The sequence below is a fragment of the Acidovorax sp. GW821-FHT10E03 genome (genome assembly GCF_059415205.1).
This window is the reverse complement of the sequence record NZ_JBWKMU010000001.1, coordinates 172,767-190,838: the sequence shown is the minus strand read 5'-3', so window position 1 is coordinate 190,838 and position 18,072 is coordinate 172,767. Positions and strand designations below refer to the sequence as shown.

19 protein-coding genes are annotated in these 18,072 nt (G+C 70.9%); 12 read left to right on the top strand and 7 right to left on the bottom strand.

All coding sequences use genetic code 11. From position 1 onward, the window contains the following. Positions 1–161: 161 nt before the first annotated feature. Positions 162–704 (top strand): dihydrofolate reductase family protein, encoded by a 543-nt coding sequence (locus AC07OD_RS00865; RefSeq protein ID WP_492245610.1) that lies wholly within the window; start codon positions 162–164, stop codon positions 702–704. 80 nt (positions 705–784) lie between these two features. Here the strand turns inward: AC07OD_RS00865 and AC07OD_RS00860 are convergent, their stop codons facing one another. Then, on the bottom strand, positions 785–1,222 hold the full coding sequence (locus AC07OD_RS00860) for an Lrp/AsnC family transcriptional regulator (RefSeq protein WP_218293986.1): 438 nt from the start codon (positions 1,220–1,222) through the stop codon (positions 785–787). Between the two features lie 131 nt (positions 1,223–1,353). Here AC07OD_RS00860 and AC07OD_RS00855 point away from each other — a divergent pair, with 131 nt between their 5' ends. Further along, a complete protein-coding gene (locus tag AC07OD_RS00855) occupies positions 1,354–1,893 on the top strand; it encodes an RBBP9/YdeN family alpha/beta hydrolase (protein WP_494594624.1) in 540 nt (179 codons plus the stop codon). Positions 1,894–1,941: 48 nt separating this feature from the next. Here the strand turns inward: AC07OD_RS00855 and AC07OD_RS00850 are convergent, their stop codons facing one another. After that, positions 1,942–2,478, bottom strand: coding sequence for a DUF2242 domain-containing protein (locus tag AC07OD_RS00850; RefSeq protein ID WP_370627835.1), 537 nt, complete (start codon positions 2,476–2,478; stop codon positions 1,942–1,944). Positions 2,479–2,840: 362 nt separating this feature from the next. Continuing rightward, complete coding sequence (locus tag AC07OD_RS00845) at positions 2,841–4,877, bottom strand: tail fiber domain-containing protein (protein ID WP_494594622.1); 2,037 nt, start codon at positions 4,875–4,877, stop codon at positions 2,841–2,843. A gap of 485 nt (positions 4,878–5,362) precedes the next feature. On the opposite strand from AC07OD_RS00845, the gene AC07OD_RS00840 reads away from it, so the two are divergent. The 4 genes from AC07OD_RS00840 to AC07OD_RS00825 all read left to right on the top strand — a co-directional run bounded on the left by AC07OD_RS00840 (position 5,363) and on the right by AC07OD_RS00825 (position 10,270). Continuing rightward, on the top strand, positions 5,363–5,797 hold the full coding sequence (locus tag AC07OD_RS00840) for a thermonuclease family protein (protein WP_369641946.1): 435 nt from the start codon (positions 5,363–5,365) through the stop codon (positions 5,795–5,797). 206 nt (positions 5,798–6,003) lie between these two features. Then, on the top strand, positions 6,004–7,287 hold the full coding sequence (locus AC07OD_RS00835; protein ID WP_218293982.1) for an MFS transporter: 1,284 nt from the start codon (positions 6,004–6,006) through the stop codon (positions 7,285–7,287). A 174-nt stretch (positions 7,288–7,461) separates the two neighbouring features. Further along, positions 7,462–9,048 (top strand): DUF1800 domain-containing protein, encoded by a 1,587-nt coding sequence (locus AC07OD_RS00830; RefSeq protein ID WP_494594619.1) that lies wholly within the window; start codon positions 7,462–7,464, stop codon positions 9,046–9,048. A 10-nt stretch (positions 9,049–9,058) separates the two neighbouring features. After that, positions 9,059–10,270 (top strand): DUF1501 domain-containing protein, encoded by a 1,212-nt coding sequence (locus tag AC07OD_RS00825; protein WP_494594617.1) that lies wholly within the window; start codon positions 9,059–9,061, stop codon positions 10,268–10,270. A 192-nt stretch (positions 10,271–10,462) separates the two neighbouring features. On the opposite strand, the gene AC07OD_RS00820 is transcribed toward AC07OD_RS00825, so the two are convergent. Beyond that, positions 10,463–11,380, bottom strand: coding sequence for a DHH family phosphoesterase (locus AC07OD_RS00820; protein WP_218293980.1), 918 nt, complete (start codon positions 11,378–11,380; stop codon positions 10,463–10,465). Positions 11,381–11,536: 156 nt separating this feature from the next. On the opposite strand from AC07OD_RS00820, the gene AC07OD_RS00815 reads away from it, so the two are divergent. Next, positions 11,537–12,004 (top strand): tellurite resistance TerB family protein, encoded by a 468-nt coding sequence (locus AC07OD_RS00815; protein WP_218293979.1) that lies wholly within the window; start codon positions 11,537–11,539, stop codon positions 12,002–12,004. Positions 12,005–12,113: 109 nt separating this feature from the next. Here the strand turns inward: AC07OD_RS00815 and AC07OD_RS00810 are convergent, their stop codons facing one another. Continuing rightward, positions 12,114–12,449: an ankyrin repeat domain-containing protein gene (locus AC07OD_RS00810; RefSeq protein ID WP_494594615.1), complete on the bottom strand. Its 336-nt coding sequence runs from the start codon at positions 12,447–12,449 to the stop codon at positions 12,114–12,116. Positions 12,450–12,558: 109 nt separating this feature from the next. On the opposite strand from AC07OD_RS00810, the gene AC07OD_RS00805 reads away from it, so the two are divergent. Next, positions 12,559–13,341 carry a pseudouridine synthase gene (locus AC07OD_RS00805; protein ID WP_369641941.1) on the top strand — a complete coding sequence of 261 codons (783 nt, stop codon included), beginning with the start codon at positions 12,559–12,561 and terminating at the stop codon, positions 13,339–13,341. A 9-nt stretch (positions 13,342–13,350) separates the two neighbouring features. On the opposite strand, the gene AC07OD_RS00800 is transcribed toward AC07OD_RS00805, so the two are convergent. Beyond that, the gene (locus AC07OD_RS00800) at positions 13,351–13,941 is read right to left on the bottom strand and encodes an NAD(P)H-dependent oxidoreductase (protein ID WP_218293976.1); all 591 of its coding nucleotides are present in this window, start codon (positions 13,939–13,941) and stop codon (positions 13,351–13,353) included. A gap of 463 nt (positions 13,942–14,404) precedes the next feature. Between AC07OD_RS00800 and AC07OD_RS00795 the strand changes: the two genes are divergently transcribed. The 4 genes from AC07OD_RS00795 (at position 14,405) to AC07OD_RS00780 (ending at position 17,068) form a co-directional block, all read left to right on the top strand. After that, a complete protein-coding gene (locus tag AC07OD_RS00795; RefSeq protein ID WP_218293975.1) occupies positions 14,405–14,917 on the top strand; it encodes an MgtC/SapB family protein in 513 nt (170 codons plus the stop codon). Between the two features lie 199 nt (positions 14,918–15,116). Then, positions 15,117–16,034, top strand: coding sequence for a DMT family transporter (locus tag AC07OD_RS00790; RefSeq protein WP_369641939.1), 918 nt, complete (start codon positions 15,117–15,119; stop codon positions 16,032–16,034). Positions 16,035–16,176: 142 nt separating this feature from the next. After that, a complete protein-coding gene (locus AC07OD_RS00785; RefSeq protein ID WP_218293973.1) occupies positions 16,177–16,404 on the top strand; it encodes a hypothetical protein in 228 nt (75 codons plus the stop codon). A gap of 124 nt (positions 16,405–16,528) precedes the next feature. Beyond that, positions 16,529–17,068, top strand: a complete 540-nt coding sequence (locus AC07OD_RS00780; protein ID WP_218293972.1) for a DUF924 family protein — start codon at positions 16,529–16,531, stop codon at positions 17,066–17,068. Positions 17,069–17,110: 42 nt separating this feature from the next. Here the strand turns inward: AC07OD_RS00780 and AC07OD_RS00775 are convergent, their stop codons facing one another. After that, positions 17,111–18,052: a M14 family metallopeptidase gene (locus tag AC07OD_RS00775; RefSeq protein ID WP_494594611.1), complete on the bottom strand. Its 942-nt coding sequence runs from the start codon at positions 18,050–18,052 to the stop codon at positions 17,111–17,113. Positions 18,053–18,072 lie beyond the last annotated feature (20 nt).

The window sequence follows — 18,072 nt, the reverse complement described above, 5'->3', positions numbered from 1 at the left end:
TTTAAAAATGCACTCCATCGGCTCCTCGCGCTATTCGCGTGCCCGCGCGAACGGGGTTTCAAGGGCCCCGCGAGGCCGCGCGCAACGCACCATTGCTGCCAGTACGCTGTCACCAGCGCGCACTAGAGTGCAGGGCCACCCACCGACCGGAAGGAATCCGCGTGACCACCCAGTTCTATGGCGCCTCCAGCCTCGACGGCTTCCTCGCCACGCCCGACCACGACCTCGGCTGGCTGCTGCAGTTTGGCGAGATCGAGGGCTCCAGCTACCCCGCTTTCATCCGCGATGTGGGCGCGCTGGCCATGGGCTCGCACACCTACGAATGGATGCTCAGAAATGCCGTCGACGCGGGCCAGCCCTGGCCCTACCCGCAGCCCACGTGGGTGTTCAGTTCGCGCAGGCTGCGCGCGATTCCCGGTGCCGACGTGCGCTTTGTGCAGGGCGACGTGCGGCCCGTGCACCAGGCCATGGCGCGGGCCGCAGCAGGGCGCAATGTGTGGATCGTGGGTGGCGGCGAACTCATGGGGCAGTTCCATGACGCGGGCCTGCTGGACGAGCTGATCGTGCAGATCGCACCGGTCACGCTGGGCGCGGGCGCGCCGCTGTTTCCGCGGTCCATCGTGCAGCCCACGCTGCGCCTGAAGTCAGTGGCCACGCTGGGCGGCATCTTCGCGGAGCTGCGCTACGAGGTGCCGCGGCCGTAGAGGCAAGGTTTGCTATATTTTATATAGCACCCAGGCTTGATACTGAAGGCGCCGCAAGCCTTCCCGTCTTGCACGCCCCCTCACGCCAGCGGCACCGCCTTGTGCACGGGATGGGACAGCACCAGCGATGTGGACACGCTGCCATGCGCCGCCAGCGCATCGACCACGCGCTCCAGGTCGGCGGGCTGGCCGAAGGCGCAACGCACCACGAAGCAGTCCTCGCCCGTCACGCGCACGGCATCCAGCACTTCGGGCATGGACTGGAACAGCTGCACGTAGCGCTTGATGTGCTCGTGCGTGGTGCGCACCCGCACCACGGCCTGCAGGCCCAGGCCCACGGCGGCCAGGTCGATGCGCGCCGCATAGCCCGAGATCACCCCCGCGTCCTCGAGCTTCTTCACGCGCTCGCTCATCGCCGGCTGCGACAGGCCGATCTTCTTGCCCAGCGCCGACAGGCTCTGCCGCGCATCGTCCTGCAGGGCCATGAGGATCTGCCGGTCTTTCTTGTCCAGTTCCACGGGGGTGGTTCCTTTGCGATGATTTCAAGGTTTGGGGGCGCGCTTTCCGATGAAGCCCGCTGGCCACGGCGGCATGGTTTTCCTATCGTCGGAGGGCAGTGATGGATCTGCTTTCACGACAAGGAACACCAATGGCGACGCGACCTGTTTTGCTCATTCCCGGCATCCACAACTCCGGCCCCGGGCATTGGCAGTCATTGTGGCAAACCCGGCACGCGGACGTGGCGCGCGTGGAGCAGGCGGACTGGGATCACCCCGTGTGCGACGCGTGGGTACAGGCGCTCGACGACGCCATCGCGGCGGCGGCGCAGCCCCCCATCCTGGTCGCCCACAGCCTGGGCTGCCTGGTGGCGGTGCACTGGGCCGCACGCCACCACCGGCCGCTGCACGCCCTGCTGCTGGTGGCCGTGCCCAACCCCGAGGGCCCGGCGTTTCCAGCCGATGCCCGGGGCTTCTTCCCGCTGCCCGCCGCGCTGCCGACGATGGACAGGCTCATGCTGATGAGCAGTACCAGCGATCCCTACTCCACCCCCGGTTTTTCGGCGCGGTGCGCGGGCGCGTGGAACGCCGAACACGTGGTGCTGGGCGCGCTCGGCCATGTGAATGCCGACAGCGGCCTGGGCGACTGGCCCGCGGGATGGGAGCAGGTGGCACGCTGGCGCGGGCAGTGAGGCCGCCGCCCGGCTTCGCCGGGCCCCGCGCGCATCCCGCAAGGGGCCTCAGCCTCCGGCCGCCTGGGCCTGGTCGATCGCCAGGTACCGTTTGACGAGGTCAAAGAAGCTCTCGTAGAACGTGTCCTTGGAGATGGTCTCGCTCCCCACCTTGACCAGCGATTCGCTGCTGGCGGAAAACGGCAGCGAGACCGAGCCGATGGCGCCCACGCCCACGCTGGCGGAGTTGTTGGTCTTGCGCAGCGCATAGGTGTCCTGCAGCGCGGTCACGAACCCCAGGCTCACCTTGCCATCGCTGGCCTCCGGCAGGCACACCACGCGCACCACCATCTGCAGGTGCGACTCGGCCTCCGGCTGGAAGCTCTTCTTGCCTTCCACCAGCTCCGTCTGGTGGGTGGAGATGATGTAGCCCTGGCTCAGCAGCGCGCGGCGCGAGGCCTCGCAGGTCTGCTGCGGGGTGGCATCGAACAGGCGCGAGTAGGTGGCCACCGATCCGAAGTTCTCCGGCACGGCGAAGGTCTTGGCACCCGTGGCCGAGCAACCTGGCAAAGCCAGCGCCGCGGCTCCTGCCGCCAGGGCCGCCACGAAAGTCCGGGCGCGGCGCAGAGCCGGTGCCCCGCCGGGAAATCCGCGGGAGGAAGGCGCGCCCAGGGCGCCTGGATCAATGGGGGTGGTCGAAGGAAAGCTCAAACCGGCACTCCTTTTGTGTCATGGATCATCATCGGCCGCGCCTGCCCGCAAGCAGGCGCCAGCCCAAGAGGTGGTGTGACGGGCCAGGCCGCCCGCAGTTCCCTTGCGCGAGGCAACGGGGTCGCCGGCGGCGGCCCATTGCGATGGCTTCGCAGTATGGCCCGCATGGCGGGGTGGCGATGTCAGCGGGCAGCCCGTTCCCCCGCACACAAGGTATCAAATTGCTGCGCCCTGGTCCGCACCGCTGCGCCCGCGCCTCAGGGCCTGGCCTGGGAGAGAAGCTTTTCCAGCCGCTGCAGGCGCTGGACCATGGCGGCCAGCGCCTCCTCCTTGGCCTGCAGGTCCTTCTGGAGCGCATCGATCCTTTGCTGCTGCGCCACCGTGCGCTTGTCCAGCGCCTGGACACCCGCCAGCGCCACGCCGTCAGGATCGATGGTGGCAATTTTCGTATCGCTGTCCCCCAGGCGGAAAGCGGCGGAAAAATCCTGCGCCATGGGCCCCATGTGGCGCACCGCAAGGCCTTCTGTCTTGTAGTTCCAGGTGGTCACCGGCACCGCGCGCAGGCGCCGCAACACGTCTTCACCATCGACCGCCGCAAAGTTCTCCTTGAGATTGCGGTCGGAGACGGAGGACCACGAGCCGCCCCCCGCGCCCACCGTGACCCCGGCCGCCAGGCCCGCGTCGGTGTAGATCGTGAAGCCGCCCGAAGACCGGAAGATGGCCTGGTTGGTGCCCGACGGGGTGATCGCGGCATCGCTGGAGCGGTCGGTCCACACGAAGCTGCCGTAGAAATTGGACCCGCCAGTGGACAGATAGCTCATGCGCAGGCCGGTGGTGGCCGCGGCATTCGTATACAGGTTCACGCCGCCCGCGGCCCGCACATTGAAGGAATTGTTCACCCCCGCGCGGAAGTAGGTTTCTGGCGAGCAGGACACGCCGCCGTCGCAGAAGGTGGGAAACGAACGGTCGGCAAAAACGAATGAGCCCTGCCGCGCGTTGGTATGCGCGCCCATCCCCAGCGCCACCGACGCGAAGCCGGAGGCGACGTTGTACAGCCCCATGGCCACGGAATTGCCGTTGGCCGCCACCGTACCCTGCCCCACGGCGAAGCCATAGTCGCCCGAAGCCCTGGCGTTGTAGCCGAACGCCGTGGAATACATGCCGATGTTGGCGTCGTCCCACTGGGTGCCGTCGATCTGCCCGGCGCGCAGGGACGCTTTTTGCGGATACCACAGGAACCGCGTGCCCGGGCCTTCGGCCGGCGCGCCCCCCATGCCGTTGGAAAAGTCGCCCACCGACAGGATGGCGCCGTCGTTGTCCACACGCACACGCTCCTTGTCGTGGTTTTGTCCATCCAGGTACAGGCCGCTGGCAGACAGCGACAGCAGTGGCGTATTGCCGGCCGAACCCAGCGTGGCGGCACCGACCAGCTTGAGGTTGACGAGCGCGCTGGCCGTGGTGGCAGCCTGCTGCACGGCGGGCGCGAACTGGACAGCCCCCGTTAGGTCACCCGTGGCGCCAGTGGCCCCCGTCGCGCCGGTGGCCCCGGCCGGGCCCGTGGCTCCCGCGGGACCGGCCGCACCCGCTGGCCCGGCCGCGCCAGCCGCCCCTGCGACGCCAGCGGAGCCGGTGGCGCCCGTCGCTCCCGTGGCGCCAGCCGCGCCTGCCTGCGCCACCAGCGCCCAGACGGCAGGGCTCACGGAGGGGTCGGCGTTGATCGAGTCCGAAGCCGAGACCTGCAGGTAGGTCGAGCCGCCCTGGCTGACCAGCGTGCCGGAGGCATAGGCCGTGGCCGCGGACCAGGCACCCATGTAGCTGCCCGCAAACGAGCCGGCCGCCCCGGTGGCCCCCGTCGCACCGGCGGGGCCCGCGGTGCCCGTGGTTCCTGCCGCGCCTGCGGGCCCCGTGGCCCCCACAGGCCCCTGAAGCCCCTGAGGCCCCGCACCGCCGGCGGCGCCGGTGGCCCCCGCGGGCCCCTGGGGCCCGGTCGGCCCCGTGGGGCCGGTGGCGCCCGTGGCCCCCACGGCCGAAGCCTGGCACGGACCGAGCACGCCGGCCGCTCCGTAGCACACCCGGTTGGCCACCGCCGGGGAAGCCCCGATCCCCGGTGCGGCGATGGCGCCGCCCTCATCCACGCGAAAGCGGATCTGCGTTCCGCTGGCGTCCTTGACGGCAAACCCCGAGCCCGCCGCCGGCCGGATCGTGACGTCCGCCGCCTGCGCGGCAGGGCCCCACATCGCGGCCGCAAGCAGGCTGAGGAACAACGGGCTGGCATGAACGCGCGGGGAGGACATGGTCGGAAGCTCTTTCTTCGGTGATTTCTTGCCTTGCGGAGACGGGGGATGGCGGCCGCGCGGGCACGCCACTACAGCGGGGCCGCACACCCCGCCTGGAGGGCGGCCGTGGCAGGCTTGCGCCCTCGCCCACCGGCCCGGCCGCGCAGGTGGGCGCTTGCATGCCGAATCACGGTCGCAGGCCCTGGCCCCATGGGTGAAACATTTTCTCACAATGACCACCCAAAACCCTGCCTGAACCCCGCCCCGGCGGTTCAACGGTGGCGCGTTGATGCGTGCCCGCCACAGCGGCCACCGGACGGGCAAAGACGACGCACACGCAGCCGCCACCGGAGTGGGAGCAGAGTGCCGGAAAGCTACACTATTGATAGCTAGAATCCATTGAATATCAAGCGCCACCCTCCAGTCCGTCCATCAAAGTGGCAGGAGGGTGCGCACCGCCGCCGCCCCCTCGGCCCGACCCGCTTCCCCGCTTCGCTCCATCCATGCCGCTCGCCACCCTTTTGTGCCTGGTCGTCGCCATCAGCGACGGCGACACCCTCACCGCGCGCTGCGGTACGCCCGGCGCCTACCGGCAGGTCAAGGTGCGCGTGGCCGCCATCGACGCACCCGAGTCGCGCCAGGCCTTCGGACAGAAGTCCCGCCAGAACCTGGCACGGCTGTGCTTCAGGCAGCGCGCCACCTTGCAGGCCGTGGACCGGGACAGCTATGGCCGCACGGTGGCCAATGTGCGCTGCGCAGGCACCGACGTGGCCACGGCCCAGGTGCGGGCTGGCCTGGCCTGGGTGTACACGCCCTACGCCGCCAGCCACCCGCACCTGGCGCCGCTGCAGCAGCAGGCGCGGGGCGGCGGCGCGGGCCTGTGGTCCCAGCGGCGCCCGCTGGCGCCCTGGGACTACCGGCACCGGCACGGCCGCTGAAGCCTTCCGCGCCCCCAGGGCAAGGTGCACGCTCGCCACGGCGGAGGATGCGGCGGCGCGGTCGGCCCAGCACGGCGCCACTTTGAGGGATTTGCGCGGCGCGGGCCCGGGCGGCGCCGCACAACCGGTAGCATCCAGGGTCCTTCGCACCAGGCCTGGCGGCGCATTGCACCGCACCGGGCCGATCCGTCACCCCTCCCCCGCCCATGTCCACCCCTGAGCCCACGCCCATGGCGCCCGCCGCCAGCGTCTACCGCCATTCCGGTTTTGTTTCCTTTCTGATCGCCCGCGTGGTGGCCGTCGTGGCCACGCAGGTGCAGGCCGTGGTGGTGGCCTGGCAGGTGTACGACCTCACGCGCGAGCCGCTGGCGCTGGCCTATGTGGGCCTGGCGCAGTTCCTGCCCATGCTGTGCCTGCTGCTGCCGGCGGGCGACCTGATCGACAGGTTCGAGCGCAAGCGCATCCTGGCCATCAGCTGGAGCGTGGGCGGGCTGTGCAGCGCCCTGCTGTGGTGGCTGTCGGGCCACGGGGCCAGCGGCGTGGCGGGCATCTATGCGGTGCTGGTGCTGTACGGCTGCTCGCGCGCGTTCTCGGGCCCGGCCATGCAGAGCCTGCTGCCGCAGATCGTGCCGCGCGGCCAGCTCGCGCAGGCCATCGCGGCCAACAGCATGCTCATGCGCGTGGCCAGCATCGGCGGGCCGCTGCTGGGCGGGCTGCTGTATGCGCTCGGCGGCGGCGAACTGACCTACGCCGTGTGCTGCGCCTGCTTCGGGCTGGGCGTGGCGCTGCTCCTGCGCGTGGTGGTGGCGCACGCCACGGCGCCCGGGCCCACGCAGGGGACGATGTTCGAACGCTTCGGGGCAGGCATCACCTTCATCCGCTCGCGGCCGATCATCCTGGGCACCATTTCGCTGGACCTGTTCGCGGTGCTGCTGGGCGGCGTGGTGGCCCTGCTGCCCATCTATGCACAGGAGGTGCTGCACGTGGGCCCCGCGGGCCTGGGGGCGCTGCGCAGCGCCATGGCCGTGGGTGAGGTCGGCGCGGGGCTGTACCTGAGCATGCGCCCCTTCAACCGCCATGTGGGACGCACCATGTTCATCGCCGTGGCGGTGTTTGGCGCGGCCAACCTGGTGTTCGCGCTCTCCAGCTGGTTCTGGCTGTCGTTCGCGGCGCTGATGGTGGCCGGCGCGGCCGACATGGTGAGCGTGTACATCCGCGGCGCGCTGGTGCAGTTCTCCACGCCCGACACCATGCGCGGGCGGGTGAACGCGGTGAACATGCTGTTCATCGGCTCGTCCAACGAACTGGGCGAGTTCCGCGCCGGCACCAGCGCGTCGTGGCTGGGCGTGGTGCCGGCGGCCGTGGTGGGCGGCCTGTGCACGCTGGGCGTGGTGGGCGGCTGGATGCTGGCGTTCAAGACGCTGCGCACGGTGGACCGCTTCGAGGAAGCCGCGCAGGCCACCGGCGCTGCGCCCGCGGGCGCGCGGTAGCAGGCGGGCGGACAGGCCGCGCACGCGCCACGCTGCGCGGCCTGCGGAAACCAATCGACACATCCTCCGGGCCGTTTGTGTCGCGCAGGTAAAACCCACCGCACAGGCTTGCGCGGCGGTGCGGGGCGGCGCACCATGCGCCCACTTGCACCTGGCCTGCCGCCCAACCCCTTCATGACCTCGCCACCACGCCCCGCCCCCTTGCGCCGCCGCACCGTGCTCGCGGGCTTGCTGGGCGCGGCGGCCGGGGCGCTCCCCGGCATGGCTTGCGCGACGGGGATGGAGGCATGGAGCACCGCCGACGGGCCCACCCTGGCCCGCCTGCTGGACCGCGTCACCTGGGGCTGCACCGCCCAGGGCGCGCAGGCGCTGGCCCCCCAGGGCGCACAGGCCTGTCTGGCCGCCCAGCTGCGCCCCCCGCCGGCCGCGCTGCCGCGCGAAGCCCAGGCCCGCATCGACGCGATGACCATCTCCCGCGTGCCCGCCGAGGCGCTGGCCCTGGAAATGGACGCACGCCACCGCGCCGCCAAGGCCCTGCCCACCGAAGACGCGCGCAAGGCCGCGCTCAAGGCCTGGCAGCAGGACATGCGCGCCCTGCAGCAGGAGGCGGCCGAGCGTTTCGTGCTGCGCGCGCTGTACACGCCCGCGCAGCTGCGCGAGAAGATGACCTGGTTCTGGATGAACCACTTCAACGTGTTCGCGGGCAAGGGCAGCCTGCGCGCGCTGGTGGGCGACTACGAGGAGCGTGCCGTGCGCCCCCATGCGCTGGGCCGCTTTCGCGACCTGCTGGGCGCCACCGCGCGCCACCCGGCCATGCTGCGCTACCTGGACAACGCGCAGAACGCAGCCGGCCGCATCAACGAAAACTATGCGCGCGAGCTGATGGAGCTGCACACGCTGGGCGTGGACGGCGGCTACAGCCAGCAGGACGTGCAGGAGCTGGCGCGCGTGCTGACCGGCGTGGGCGTATCGCTGCGCCCGCCCGGCGAAGAGCCGCCGCGCATGAAGCCCGCACTGCGCCGCCATTACGTGCGCCAGGGGCTGTTTGAGTTCAACCCCCAGCGCCACGACTGGGACCCCAAGACGCTGCTGGGCCAGCCCTTGCGCGCCGAAGGCCTGGCCGAGGTGGACGAAGCGCTGGACCGCCTGGCCCGCGCTCCCGCGACCGCGCGCTTCGTCACGCGCAAGATCGCGCTCTTTCTGGTGGGCGACAACCCGCCGCCCGCGCTTTTGCAGACGCTGGCCCGCACCTTCGAACGCACCGATGGCGACATCGCCGCCGTGCTGGAAGCACTCTTCAACGCCCCCGGATTTCGCGCATCGCTGGGCCAGCGTTTCCGCGACCCGGTGCACTACGTGCTGGCCGCCCTGCGCCTGGCGCATGGCGACGCCGTGCTGCCCGGCGCGGAGCCCGCGCTCGCCTGGCTGCAGCGCCTGGCCGAGCCCCTGTACGGCCGCGCCACGCCCGACGGCTACCCGCTCGATGCGGCCGCGTGGTCGGGCTCCGGGCAGATGTCCACGCGTTTCGAGATCGCCCGGGCCATCGGCGCCGGGGCCGCCACGGCCCCCGCCCCGCGCGAGGACGGGATGGCCGGGCCAGCGGCACCGCAGCGCACACCACCGCCGCTGGCGCAAAGCGCCTACGTGCGCGCCCTGCAGCCCGCCTGGTCCACCGCCACGCGCAACGCGCTGGCCCAGGCGGCGTCGCCGCGCGAATGGAACCTGCTGTTCCTCGCATCACCCGAATTCATGCATGGATGAGGAGAACACCATGCAACGCAGACACCTTCTTCAGGCCCTGGGCGCCAGCGCGCTCGGCGTCGCCAGTGCAAGCGTTCTGGCCGCCCCGCGCGCGCAGGACGTGCGGTTTCTGCTCGTGTTCCTGCGCGGCGGCTACGACTGCGCCAGCCTGCTCGTGCCCACGGCCAGCAGCTACTACTACGAGACGCGGCCGAACATCGCCATCGCCCGCCCCGGGCAGGACGGCGGCGCGCTGGCGCTCACGTCCGACTGGGGACTGCACCCCGCGCTCGCGGATTCCATGCTGCCGCTGTACCAGAAAAGCCAGCTGGCCTTCGTGCCCTTCGCGGGCACCGACGACCTCTCGCGCAGCCACTTCGACACCCAGGACAGCATGGAGCTGGGCCAGCCCGTGGGCGGGCGGCGCGACTACCGCTCGGGCTTTCTGAACCGGCTGGTGGCCGAACTCGCCGCCCCGGCGGCCGGCGCAGCGGCCACGCCGCAGCCCATGGCCTTCACCAGCACCCTGCCCCTGGTGCTGCGCGGTGCGGTGGACGTGCCCAACACCCTGCTGAGCGCGGGCGCGGGCCGCAGCGGCGTGGACGCGCGGCAGGCCCAGCTCATCGAATCCATGTACCGGGGCACCCCGCTGGCCACGCCCGTGGCCGAGGGTTTTGCCACGCGCGAGGAAGTGGCCCGCACCATGCAGGGCGAGATGGAGGCCGCCAGCCGCAACGCGCTCAGCACTAAAGGCTTCGAGGGCACGGCCCGGCGCATGGCGCGGCTGATGCAGACGCGCTACCAGCTGGGTTTTGTGGACGTAGGCGGCTGGGACACCCATGTGGCCCAGGGCGCGGCCACGGGCGCGCTGGCCAACCGCTTCGAGGAGCTGGGCCGGGGCCTGGCCGGCTTTGCCGACGAAATGGGCCCCGCATGGAAATCCACCGTGGTCGTGGTGGTGAGCGAGTTCGGCCGCACCTTCCGAGAAAACGGCAACCGGGGCACGGACCACGGCCACGGCACCGTGTTCTGGGTGCTGGGCGGTGGCGTGAATGGCGGGCGCATCGCGGGCGAGCAGCAGGCCCTGAGCGCCGCCACGCTGTTCCAGAACCGCGACTACCCGGTGCTCAACGACTACCGCAGCGTGCTAGGCGGGCTGTTCGTGCGGATGTACGGGCTGAACGCCGCCGCCGTGGCACGGGTGTTTCCGGGGGCAAAGGCGGCCGACTTGCGGCTGGCGTAGCCTCGGGGGTCAATGGCACTGGCCCGACGATGCCCCAGAGCTGCGCAGGGCGTTTGCGCACGCCCGCCCTGGGCCGGGAGAGATCCGTGCAAGGGCCGCCCCGCCGCACTGGCTGCGTTCCCCTTCCCGCATCGCGGAGCATTCGAGAGAAGGGGGAAGGCGCGAAGCGACCCAGCGGCGTTTGCCCCTGCCTCAGGCGTTGAAGGTGCCCGTCAGCAGCTCGGGCAGGCGCTCCACCTTCATCTTGAAACCGCAGGCCTGCGCATGGCCGCCCCCGCCCATGCTCTCGGCCAGCGCGATGCAGTCGAAATTGCGCTGCGCGCGCAGCCCGGCCTTCACGCCCTTGGCGCCCGCGCTCCACATCAGCGCGAAGGTCCCCGTCTTCGCCGACAGCATGTCGCCCACCAGGCTGTGGAACATGCCGGGGGCGTTCACCATCAGGCCCTCGATGCCGTTGAAGACCAGCGGCTGCGCGCCCTCGGCGATGTCGGCCGCGAGCTTGCGGTACTTTTCATCCATGGCCGCGCCGCGCGCCATGAACAGCGTGAGCTCTTGCGGCGTGAAGGATGCGATCTCGCGCCAGCGCTCGAAGGTCTGCGCCTCCATGTCGAGCGCCGACAGGAAGCCCGCGCTCTCGGCGAACTCCCACTTCCAGATGTCGCGGTCTTCCACGTACTGCAGCAGCGCCGGGACGGGTTCGTGCGGGTGGAAGAACTCCCACGCCAGGCGCGCGCCCGACTTGCCCATGTCGAAATGCACCACGCCGCAGCGGCAGGCAAAGCCCGTGAGCTTCTCGGCCGCGCTCTTGTGGTGGTCCAGCATCACCAGCTTGGCCGCGCGCTCGTCGATGGCGCGCAGCACCTCGGCCGAGAAGGAGAAATCAAGGATGTAGACCGCGCGGCCCGCGACGGGCGGCAGGTCGTCCACGGTATTGACATCGCCATGGTCCAGCCCCACGTACTCGGCGCTGTCGCCGTAGTAGAGCCAGGCGGCCAGCGCGGCGCCAAAGCCGTCGGGGCAATAGCGCCCGTGGTACAGGACCAGGGGCGAGGGATCATTCTTGGCGGGGGCAACCAGCAGTTGCAGGGGGAGTATGGTTTTCTTCGTCATGGCCCCCAATTGTCGCCGGGGTGGTGGCGGGGGGCGAGCACTGTATCGCCACGGCGGCCGTCCGCCCGGCCGCACCAGGGCGGGGGAACCAAGACCGCCCGTGCGACCTCCATCCATCCATGCCTGCATGCCGCGGCCCCATCGAAAGCACCCTCCATGTTCCAGACACTCAAAGACCTGCTCGACAGCCTGATGCACCCTCCGGCAACCCCTTCCGCCCAGGAGCAGGCCCACGCCGTGCAACTGGCCGCTGCCGTGCTGCTGGTGGAGGTGGTGCGGTTCGACGCGGCCATGGATGCGGCCGAACGCACGGCCATGGTCACCGCCCTGCGCGGCAAGTTCGCGCTGGCCGACGATGAACTGGATCGCCTGCTGGAGCTGGCCGTCGACACCTCCCGCAGCGCCTACGACTACCAACGCTTCACGGGCAGCCTGAACGATCACTTCACACAGCCGCAGAAGGTGCAACTGGTCGAGGCCATGTGGCAGGTGGCGTACGCCGACGCGCGCCTGGACGAGAACGAGATGCACACCATCAGCAAGGTGGCCGGCCTGCTGCATGTCACGCACGGCGAATACATCGCCGCCAAGATGCGGGCCAAGGAGTCTGCACGCCTTGCCTGAAGACCTTGGGGGGCCACCAGCGGCGGGCAGACAGTCCTGGCATCCGGACACGGCCGCCGCACGCGGATCGGCGGGCCCCTTCGCCGCCGCCGGCGGCTGACCGGCGCCGCTAGATGGGCAGCCAGCGCCACCAGAACGGCTTGCGCTCTTCCTTGCTGCCCCGGGCCCGCAGCAGCGGCACGAACTCGGTGCGCCCGTGGCGGCGCGCGGCCTCCAGCGGCGTCATGTCGTCGAAGTCGGACCTCAGCCCGGCGTCGGCGCCGTGGGCCAGCAGGTAGCGCGTGATCTCGGCATGCCCGTGGATCAGGCTGGCCACCAGGGGCGTGCACAGGATCTCGGGGTGCTGGTAGTTGGGGTTCACGCCCGCACCGATGTGGTAGCGCACCAGCGCCAGATCGCCGGCCACGGCGGCGGCGTACATGTCCTTCCAGTCTCCAGCCGACATACCACTGCATCCTTTGCATGAACGGGATCGGCGCAGTGTAGAGCGCGCGGCGTGCTGCACAATGCGCGCCTTCCCTACCCGGCCTGCGGCACAGGCCACTTTTCTTTCCATGCACCCTCCCCTGCACATCCTCTGGCGCGACGAGCACCTGGTGGCCGTCTACAAGCCGGCCGGCTGGCTGGTGCACCGCACGGGGCTCGATGCCGGCGAAACGCGCTTCGTGATGCAGGTGCTGCGCGACCAGCTGGGCCAGCATGTGTTCCCCGTGCACCGGCTCGACAAGGGCACCTGCGGCGTGCTGGTGATGGCGCTGCACAGCGATGCGGCGCGCGCGCTGTCGCAGGCTTTCGAGCAGCAGGCCACGCACAAGCGCTACCTGGCCATGGTGCGCGGCTGGGCGCCCGAGGCCGTCGCGGTGGACCACGCGCTCCGGCCCGACGACGCGCCGGCCGATACGGCCGTGCAGGAGGCGCACACGCGCTTTCGGCGCCTGGCGCGGCTCACGCTGCCCGAGGCCAGCGACCCCCGCTTCGCCGCCACGCGCGCCTCGCTGGTCGAGGCCGTGCCCACGACGGGCCGGCGCCACCAGATCCGCCGCCACCTCAAGCACCTGGCCCATCCGATCATCGGCGACGCCACGCACGGCAAGGGCCCGCTCAACCGCTGGTGGGCCGAGCGGCTGGGCCAGCAGCGGCTGTGGCTGCACGCCTGGCAGCTCACGGTGCCGCACCCGGCAACGGGCCTGGCCATGACGTTCGAAAGCGGGCTGCCATGGCCCGTGGCCCCGCAGGGCGGCGCGGGCCCCGCGCCGGGTACCGGGGACGGCGCGCAGGCCACGGGCCCCACGGCAGACTGGCAGCGCCTGCTGGCGCGGTTGCCGTGGCAGGACTGAGGGCCCCGCCTACCCCGCCTTGGCGCCGAGCGCCTGCATGCGCGCCGTCCACTTGGCCACGCCGTCCTCGCCCAACTGCTCCACGCTGCCCACCAGCGTTTCATGCACCGGCGCAATGCCCACGAAACCCAGGATGTTGCGCTCCAGCGACTTCACGCTGTGCGCGCGGAAATACCAGCGGTAGACCATCGCGGGCATGCCCATGGTCACCACCACCCGCGCGCTGCGGCCCGTGAGCCCCTTGCGGCCGAACGGGTTGCTGCCCTCGGTGGTGAACGCGAAGCCGGGCCGCGCCACCTGCTCCAGAAAACCCTTGAGCAGGGCCGGCATGTCGCCCAGCCACAGCGGAAAGAACAGCACGATGTGTCGGGCCCAGCTGATGTCGTCCTGGGCGGGCCTGAGCCTGGCGGGCAGCAGGCCCAGCTCCCACTCATGCTGGCTGCGCAGCAGCGCGAAGTCAATGGCGGCCACGTCGATCTGCCGCACCTCGTGGCCAGCGCCGGTGGCCCCCCGGGCATAGGCCTGCGCCAACGCATGGCACAGGTGCGGCGCGCTCGCGTCGGGATGTCCCTGGATCAGAACAATGCGCTGCGGGGTCATGGCGAACTCCTCACTGGGCCGCGCCTGCCCCGTGGCGGCGGCCCGGGCAAACGGTGGCGTGGGGGGCCCGGTGCAAATCGTGACACGCGCCACCCTTGCGTGCAAGCGGCCCGTGGCACAGGGACGGCGCCGGTTCCGGGCGGGGGTCCAAGGTCCGTTCATCGCCACGCCATTCACTACTATTTTCATAGCTATTGGCGCTTTTCCATCAAGCGCTTCATGGCACTTTCATCCTCATTTCAGTGGCTTCCACCATGGCGTGGCCAGGCGTCGCGTCGGCACCGTCCTACCCCCGGGCCCGCCCGCCGCTGGTAGGCACGGCCTGGCGCGGGCGGCACAGTCGTGAACCAGCACCATCGCTGCCGCACCACCTGCCTGCCCACCATGCCAACACTCCGCACCTCCAGCCACCGCCGCGCGGCGGCAAGCGCCCGTCCCGCCACCGGCCACCGGGGCACGCCCCATGGCTGACCTCTGGCAGGAGATCGCCGCCGCCGTGGCGTCCGAGTTTTCGGACGTCTCCGACGCCGCGCAGGCCACGCGCATCGTCGTGCGGCTGACGGTGGCCGCGGTGCTGGGCGGGCTGCTTGGATGGGAGCGCGAGCACGCGGGCAAGGCGGCCGGCGTGCGCACCCACATGCTGGTGGCCATGGGCGCCGCGCTCTTCGTGCTGGTCGCGCAGCAGGCCGGCATCGCGCCCGCGGACAACAGCCGGGTGCTGCAGGGCATCATCGCGGGCGTGGGCTTCCTGGGCGCGGGCACCATCCTCAAGGGCGACGCCGAAAACCAGGTCAGGGGCCTGACCACCGCCGCCGGCATCTGGCTCACGGCCGCCATCGGGGTCGCGGCGGGCCTGGGGCGGGAGACCACGGCCGTGCTCAGCACGCTGCTGGCGCTGCTGGTGCTGTGGGCCGTGCCGCTGGTGCACGACCGCATGGCGCGCGCCAGCACCCGGCCGCAGCACAAGCCGGACTGAGCGGGCGCAGCCCGGGCCAGCCATTTCCGGCACCGCGCGTGCGCTACACTTTTTGGCCCTCAGCCACCTGGGCCCGCGGCGCCACCAGCATGCCGCCGGCATCGCACATGCACACCCCACCCGCGCAGCCTTTTCCCCCGCCCTGCCGCAGCCCGGCGCCCGCACCTCGCGCGCGCCGCTCCCACCTGGCGGCCCGCCCATGACGCAGGCCGGCAACCCCCGCGCGCCCACGGCGGCGCACACGGCGGCCACGGGCAACCTGCGCGGCATCGTCGCCATGGTGGCGGCTGTAGGCTTTTTCTCCCTGATGGACGCACTGCTCAAGACCCTGTCGGCCAGCTACCCGGCCATGCAGGTGGCGGCGCTGCGCGGCTGGGCGGCGCTGCCGCTGGTGGCGCTGTATGTGCTGTGGCGCGGCGAGGCGGGCCGCCTGCTCCAGGTGCGCTGGCCCCTGCACCTGCTGCGCGGCGTGCTCAACGTGACCATGCTGGGCCTGTTCACCTATGCGCTCAAGGAACTGGGCCTGGCCGAGGCCTACACGCTGTTTTTCATCGCACCGCTGCTGATCACGGCGCTGTCGACCGTGGTGCTGCGCGAGAAGGTGCGCGCCGCGCACTGGGTGGCGATCGCGCTGGGCATGGTGGGCGTCGTCGTGGCCCTGCGGCCGAGCCAGGAGGCCTTCTTCACCCTGGGCGCGCTGGCCGTGCTGGGGGCGGCGTGCGGGTACGCCGTGTCGGCCATCACGGGCCGCGTGCTCAGCCGCACGGACTCCAGCGCCAGCCTGGTGTTCTGGACCACGGCCTTCCTGGCGCTGGGCGCGGGGGCCCTGGCCTGGCCCCGCTGGGTGGGTGTGGCGCAAGCGCACTGGCCGCTGGTGGCGGGCCTGGCGGTCACGGGCTTCCTGGGCCAGCTGGCGATCACCGAGGCGTTCCGGCACGGGCAGGCATCGGTGGTGGCGCCGTTTGAATACACGGCGCTGGCCTGGGGCATGGGCCTGGACTGGGTGCTGTGGCAGACCGTGCCGGGCTATTCCACGCTGCTGGGCGGCGCCATCATCATCGGCAGCGGGCTGTACCTGGTGCGGCAGGAACGCACGCAGGCCGTGCTGCCGCCCTGACACCGGGCACGAGGGGTCCGGGATGGGTGGATCTGGGCCACGGCCCGCGCCGATCCACGGCATGGTCTTACAGCGCGGCGGCGCGCTTGGCGGTCCAATGAAGCGACCAGTATTGCGGCGGCACCCCGCCAAAGGAGATCGCATGACACAGCACGCCACCATCGCAGGCCACGTTACCTACACCCCGGGTGACGGCGCGCCGCTCACCATACCCAAGGGCCCCGTGGAAATCGAGCCCGCCAAGGACAGCACCACCCTGAGCTGGACGGCCGACAATGACGCCGTGGGTTCGGCCGCCATTCCCCGCGACCAGTTCAACCAGTACGTGCGGGATGGCAAGATCCGCCTGGACAAGGAAACAGGCAAGTAACCAAGCCATCGACTGCAAGGCACCCTCCCTGCCAGGCCTGCGGCGAACATGCGCGCATTGCATCCATAGCACCCCAGGCACCACGCTCCGGCGCCTGCTGCCCATTTCATCCAGAGAACGCCCCATGCAAGCCGAAGACGTCCTTCATTTCTGGTTCGAAGAACTCACGCCCGCGCAACACTTCGCCCAGGAAGATGCACTGGACGCCACCATCCGCGAACGCTTCGGCGCCACCTGGGAGGCCGCGCGCCTTTGCGAGCTGTGGACGTGGCGCAGCACGGCGCGCGGGCGCCTGGCGGAAATCCTGGTGCTCGATCAGTTTTCCCGCAACATCCACCGCGGCTCGCCCCTGGCGTTCGCACAGGACGCGCAGGCGCTGGCGCTCGCCCAGGAACTGGTGGCCGGCCGGCATGACCGGGACCTGCCCACCGCCCAGCGCGCCTTTGCGTACATGCCCTACATGCACAGCGAGTCGAGCACCATCCACGCGCAGGCGATGGCGCTGTTCGACCAGCCCGGCCTGGAAGACAACCTGCGGTTCGAGCTGCGCCACCGCGACATCATCGCGCGCTTTGGCCGGTATCCGCACCGCAACGCCGTGCTGGGGCGCGGCTCCACCGCGCAGGAAACCGCTTTTCTCGCGCAACCCGGCTCATCGTTCTGAGCCGGCGGGGGCGCCCGAAAACCCTCAGGCCCCTCAGGCCCCTCAGACCGCGAGAGGCCGCGTGAGGTACACCGCCTCGCGGCCCACGATAGGTTCGCGCGTGGGCATCAGCACCGTGCAGTCATCACAGAGCGCGCGGATCTCGTGCGGACCATCGGTGGCGATGAGTTCGTCCTTCGCGAACACCTCGAACCCCTGCACCGGCCGTGTGAACCGGAAACCGGGCGTGCGCACCATGCAGGTCTCCAGCAGCTCGTAGCGGCGCTGGGGACCGGGCACGGGCCGGCCCCCAGCTGCCTCGATCAGGCCGAAGTGCGCCAGGAAATCCAGTGCCACCGCCGTCGCCATGTCGGCCGCCGACTGCAGGAAATGCTGGCCGCACTCCACCACCAAAGCCACCCCCTGGCTGTCGGCCAGCCCATGGCGGCCGTGCTGGATGAGCGGCGTCCCCGACCCCAGCCCGCTGGGCATGACCAGGTGCACGGGCGGGCGTCCCAGGGCCAGCGCCACGTCCGCGTTGCGCGGGTAGGCCGGGTACACCCAGAAGGGCTCCACGTCCTGGCTGGTCGAATGGATGTCGAGGATGTGGTCCGCCGCGGCCACCACGGGGCGCAGGGCGCGCGCGCGCAGCAGCTCGGGGCTCTCGTCCGTGCCGTCGAGCTCGCCGGCCGACCAGATGCGGTTGAGGTTGTGCACGAGCTGGCGGCTTTCGAAGGGGCGCGCCTGGTCGAACGACTCGTACGCCGCCACGTTCGCGAAGCTGATGGTCAGGGTGCCGATGCGCGGGCGCACGCCCGTGTCCAGCAGGTGCGTGGCGGCGACCATGCCGCAAATCTCGTTGCCGTGCGTGAGCGCATTGATGAGCACATGGGGGCCGGGCTGGCCAGATTCGAAACGGTGCACGTAGTCGATGCCCACGTTGCCCTGGCGGTAGGCGGACAGGTCGCGCGGCAGCACTTCGAAGGCGGGGGGATTCTGTGTCATGGCGGTCCATTGATAAGACA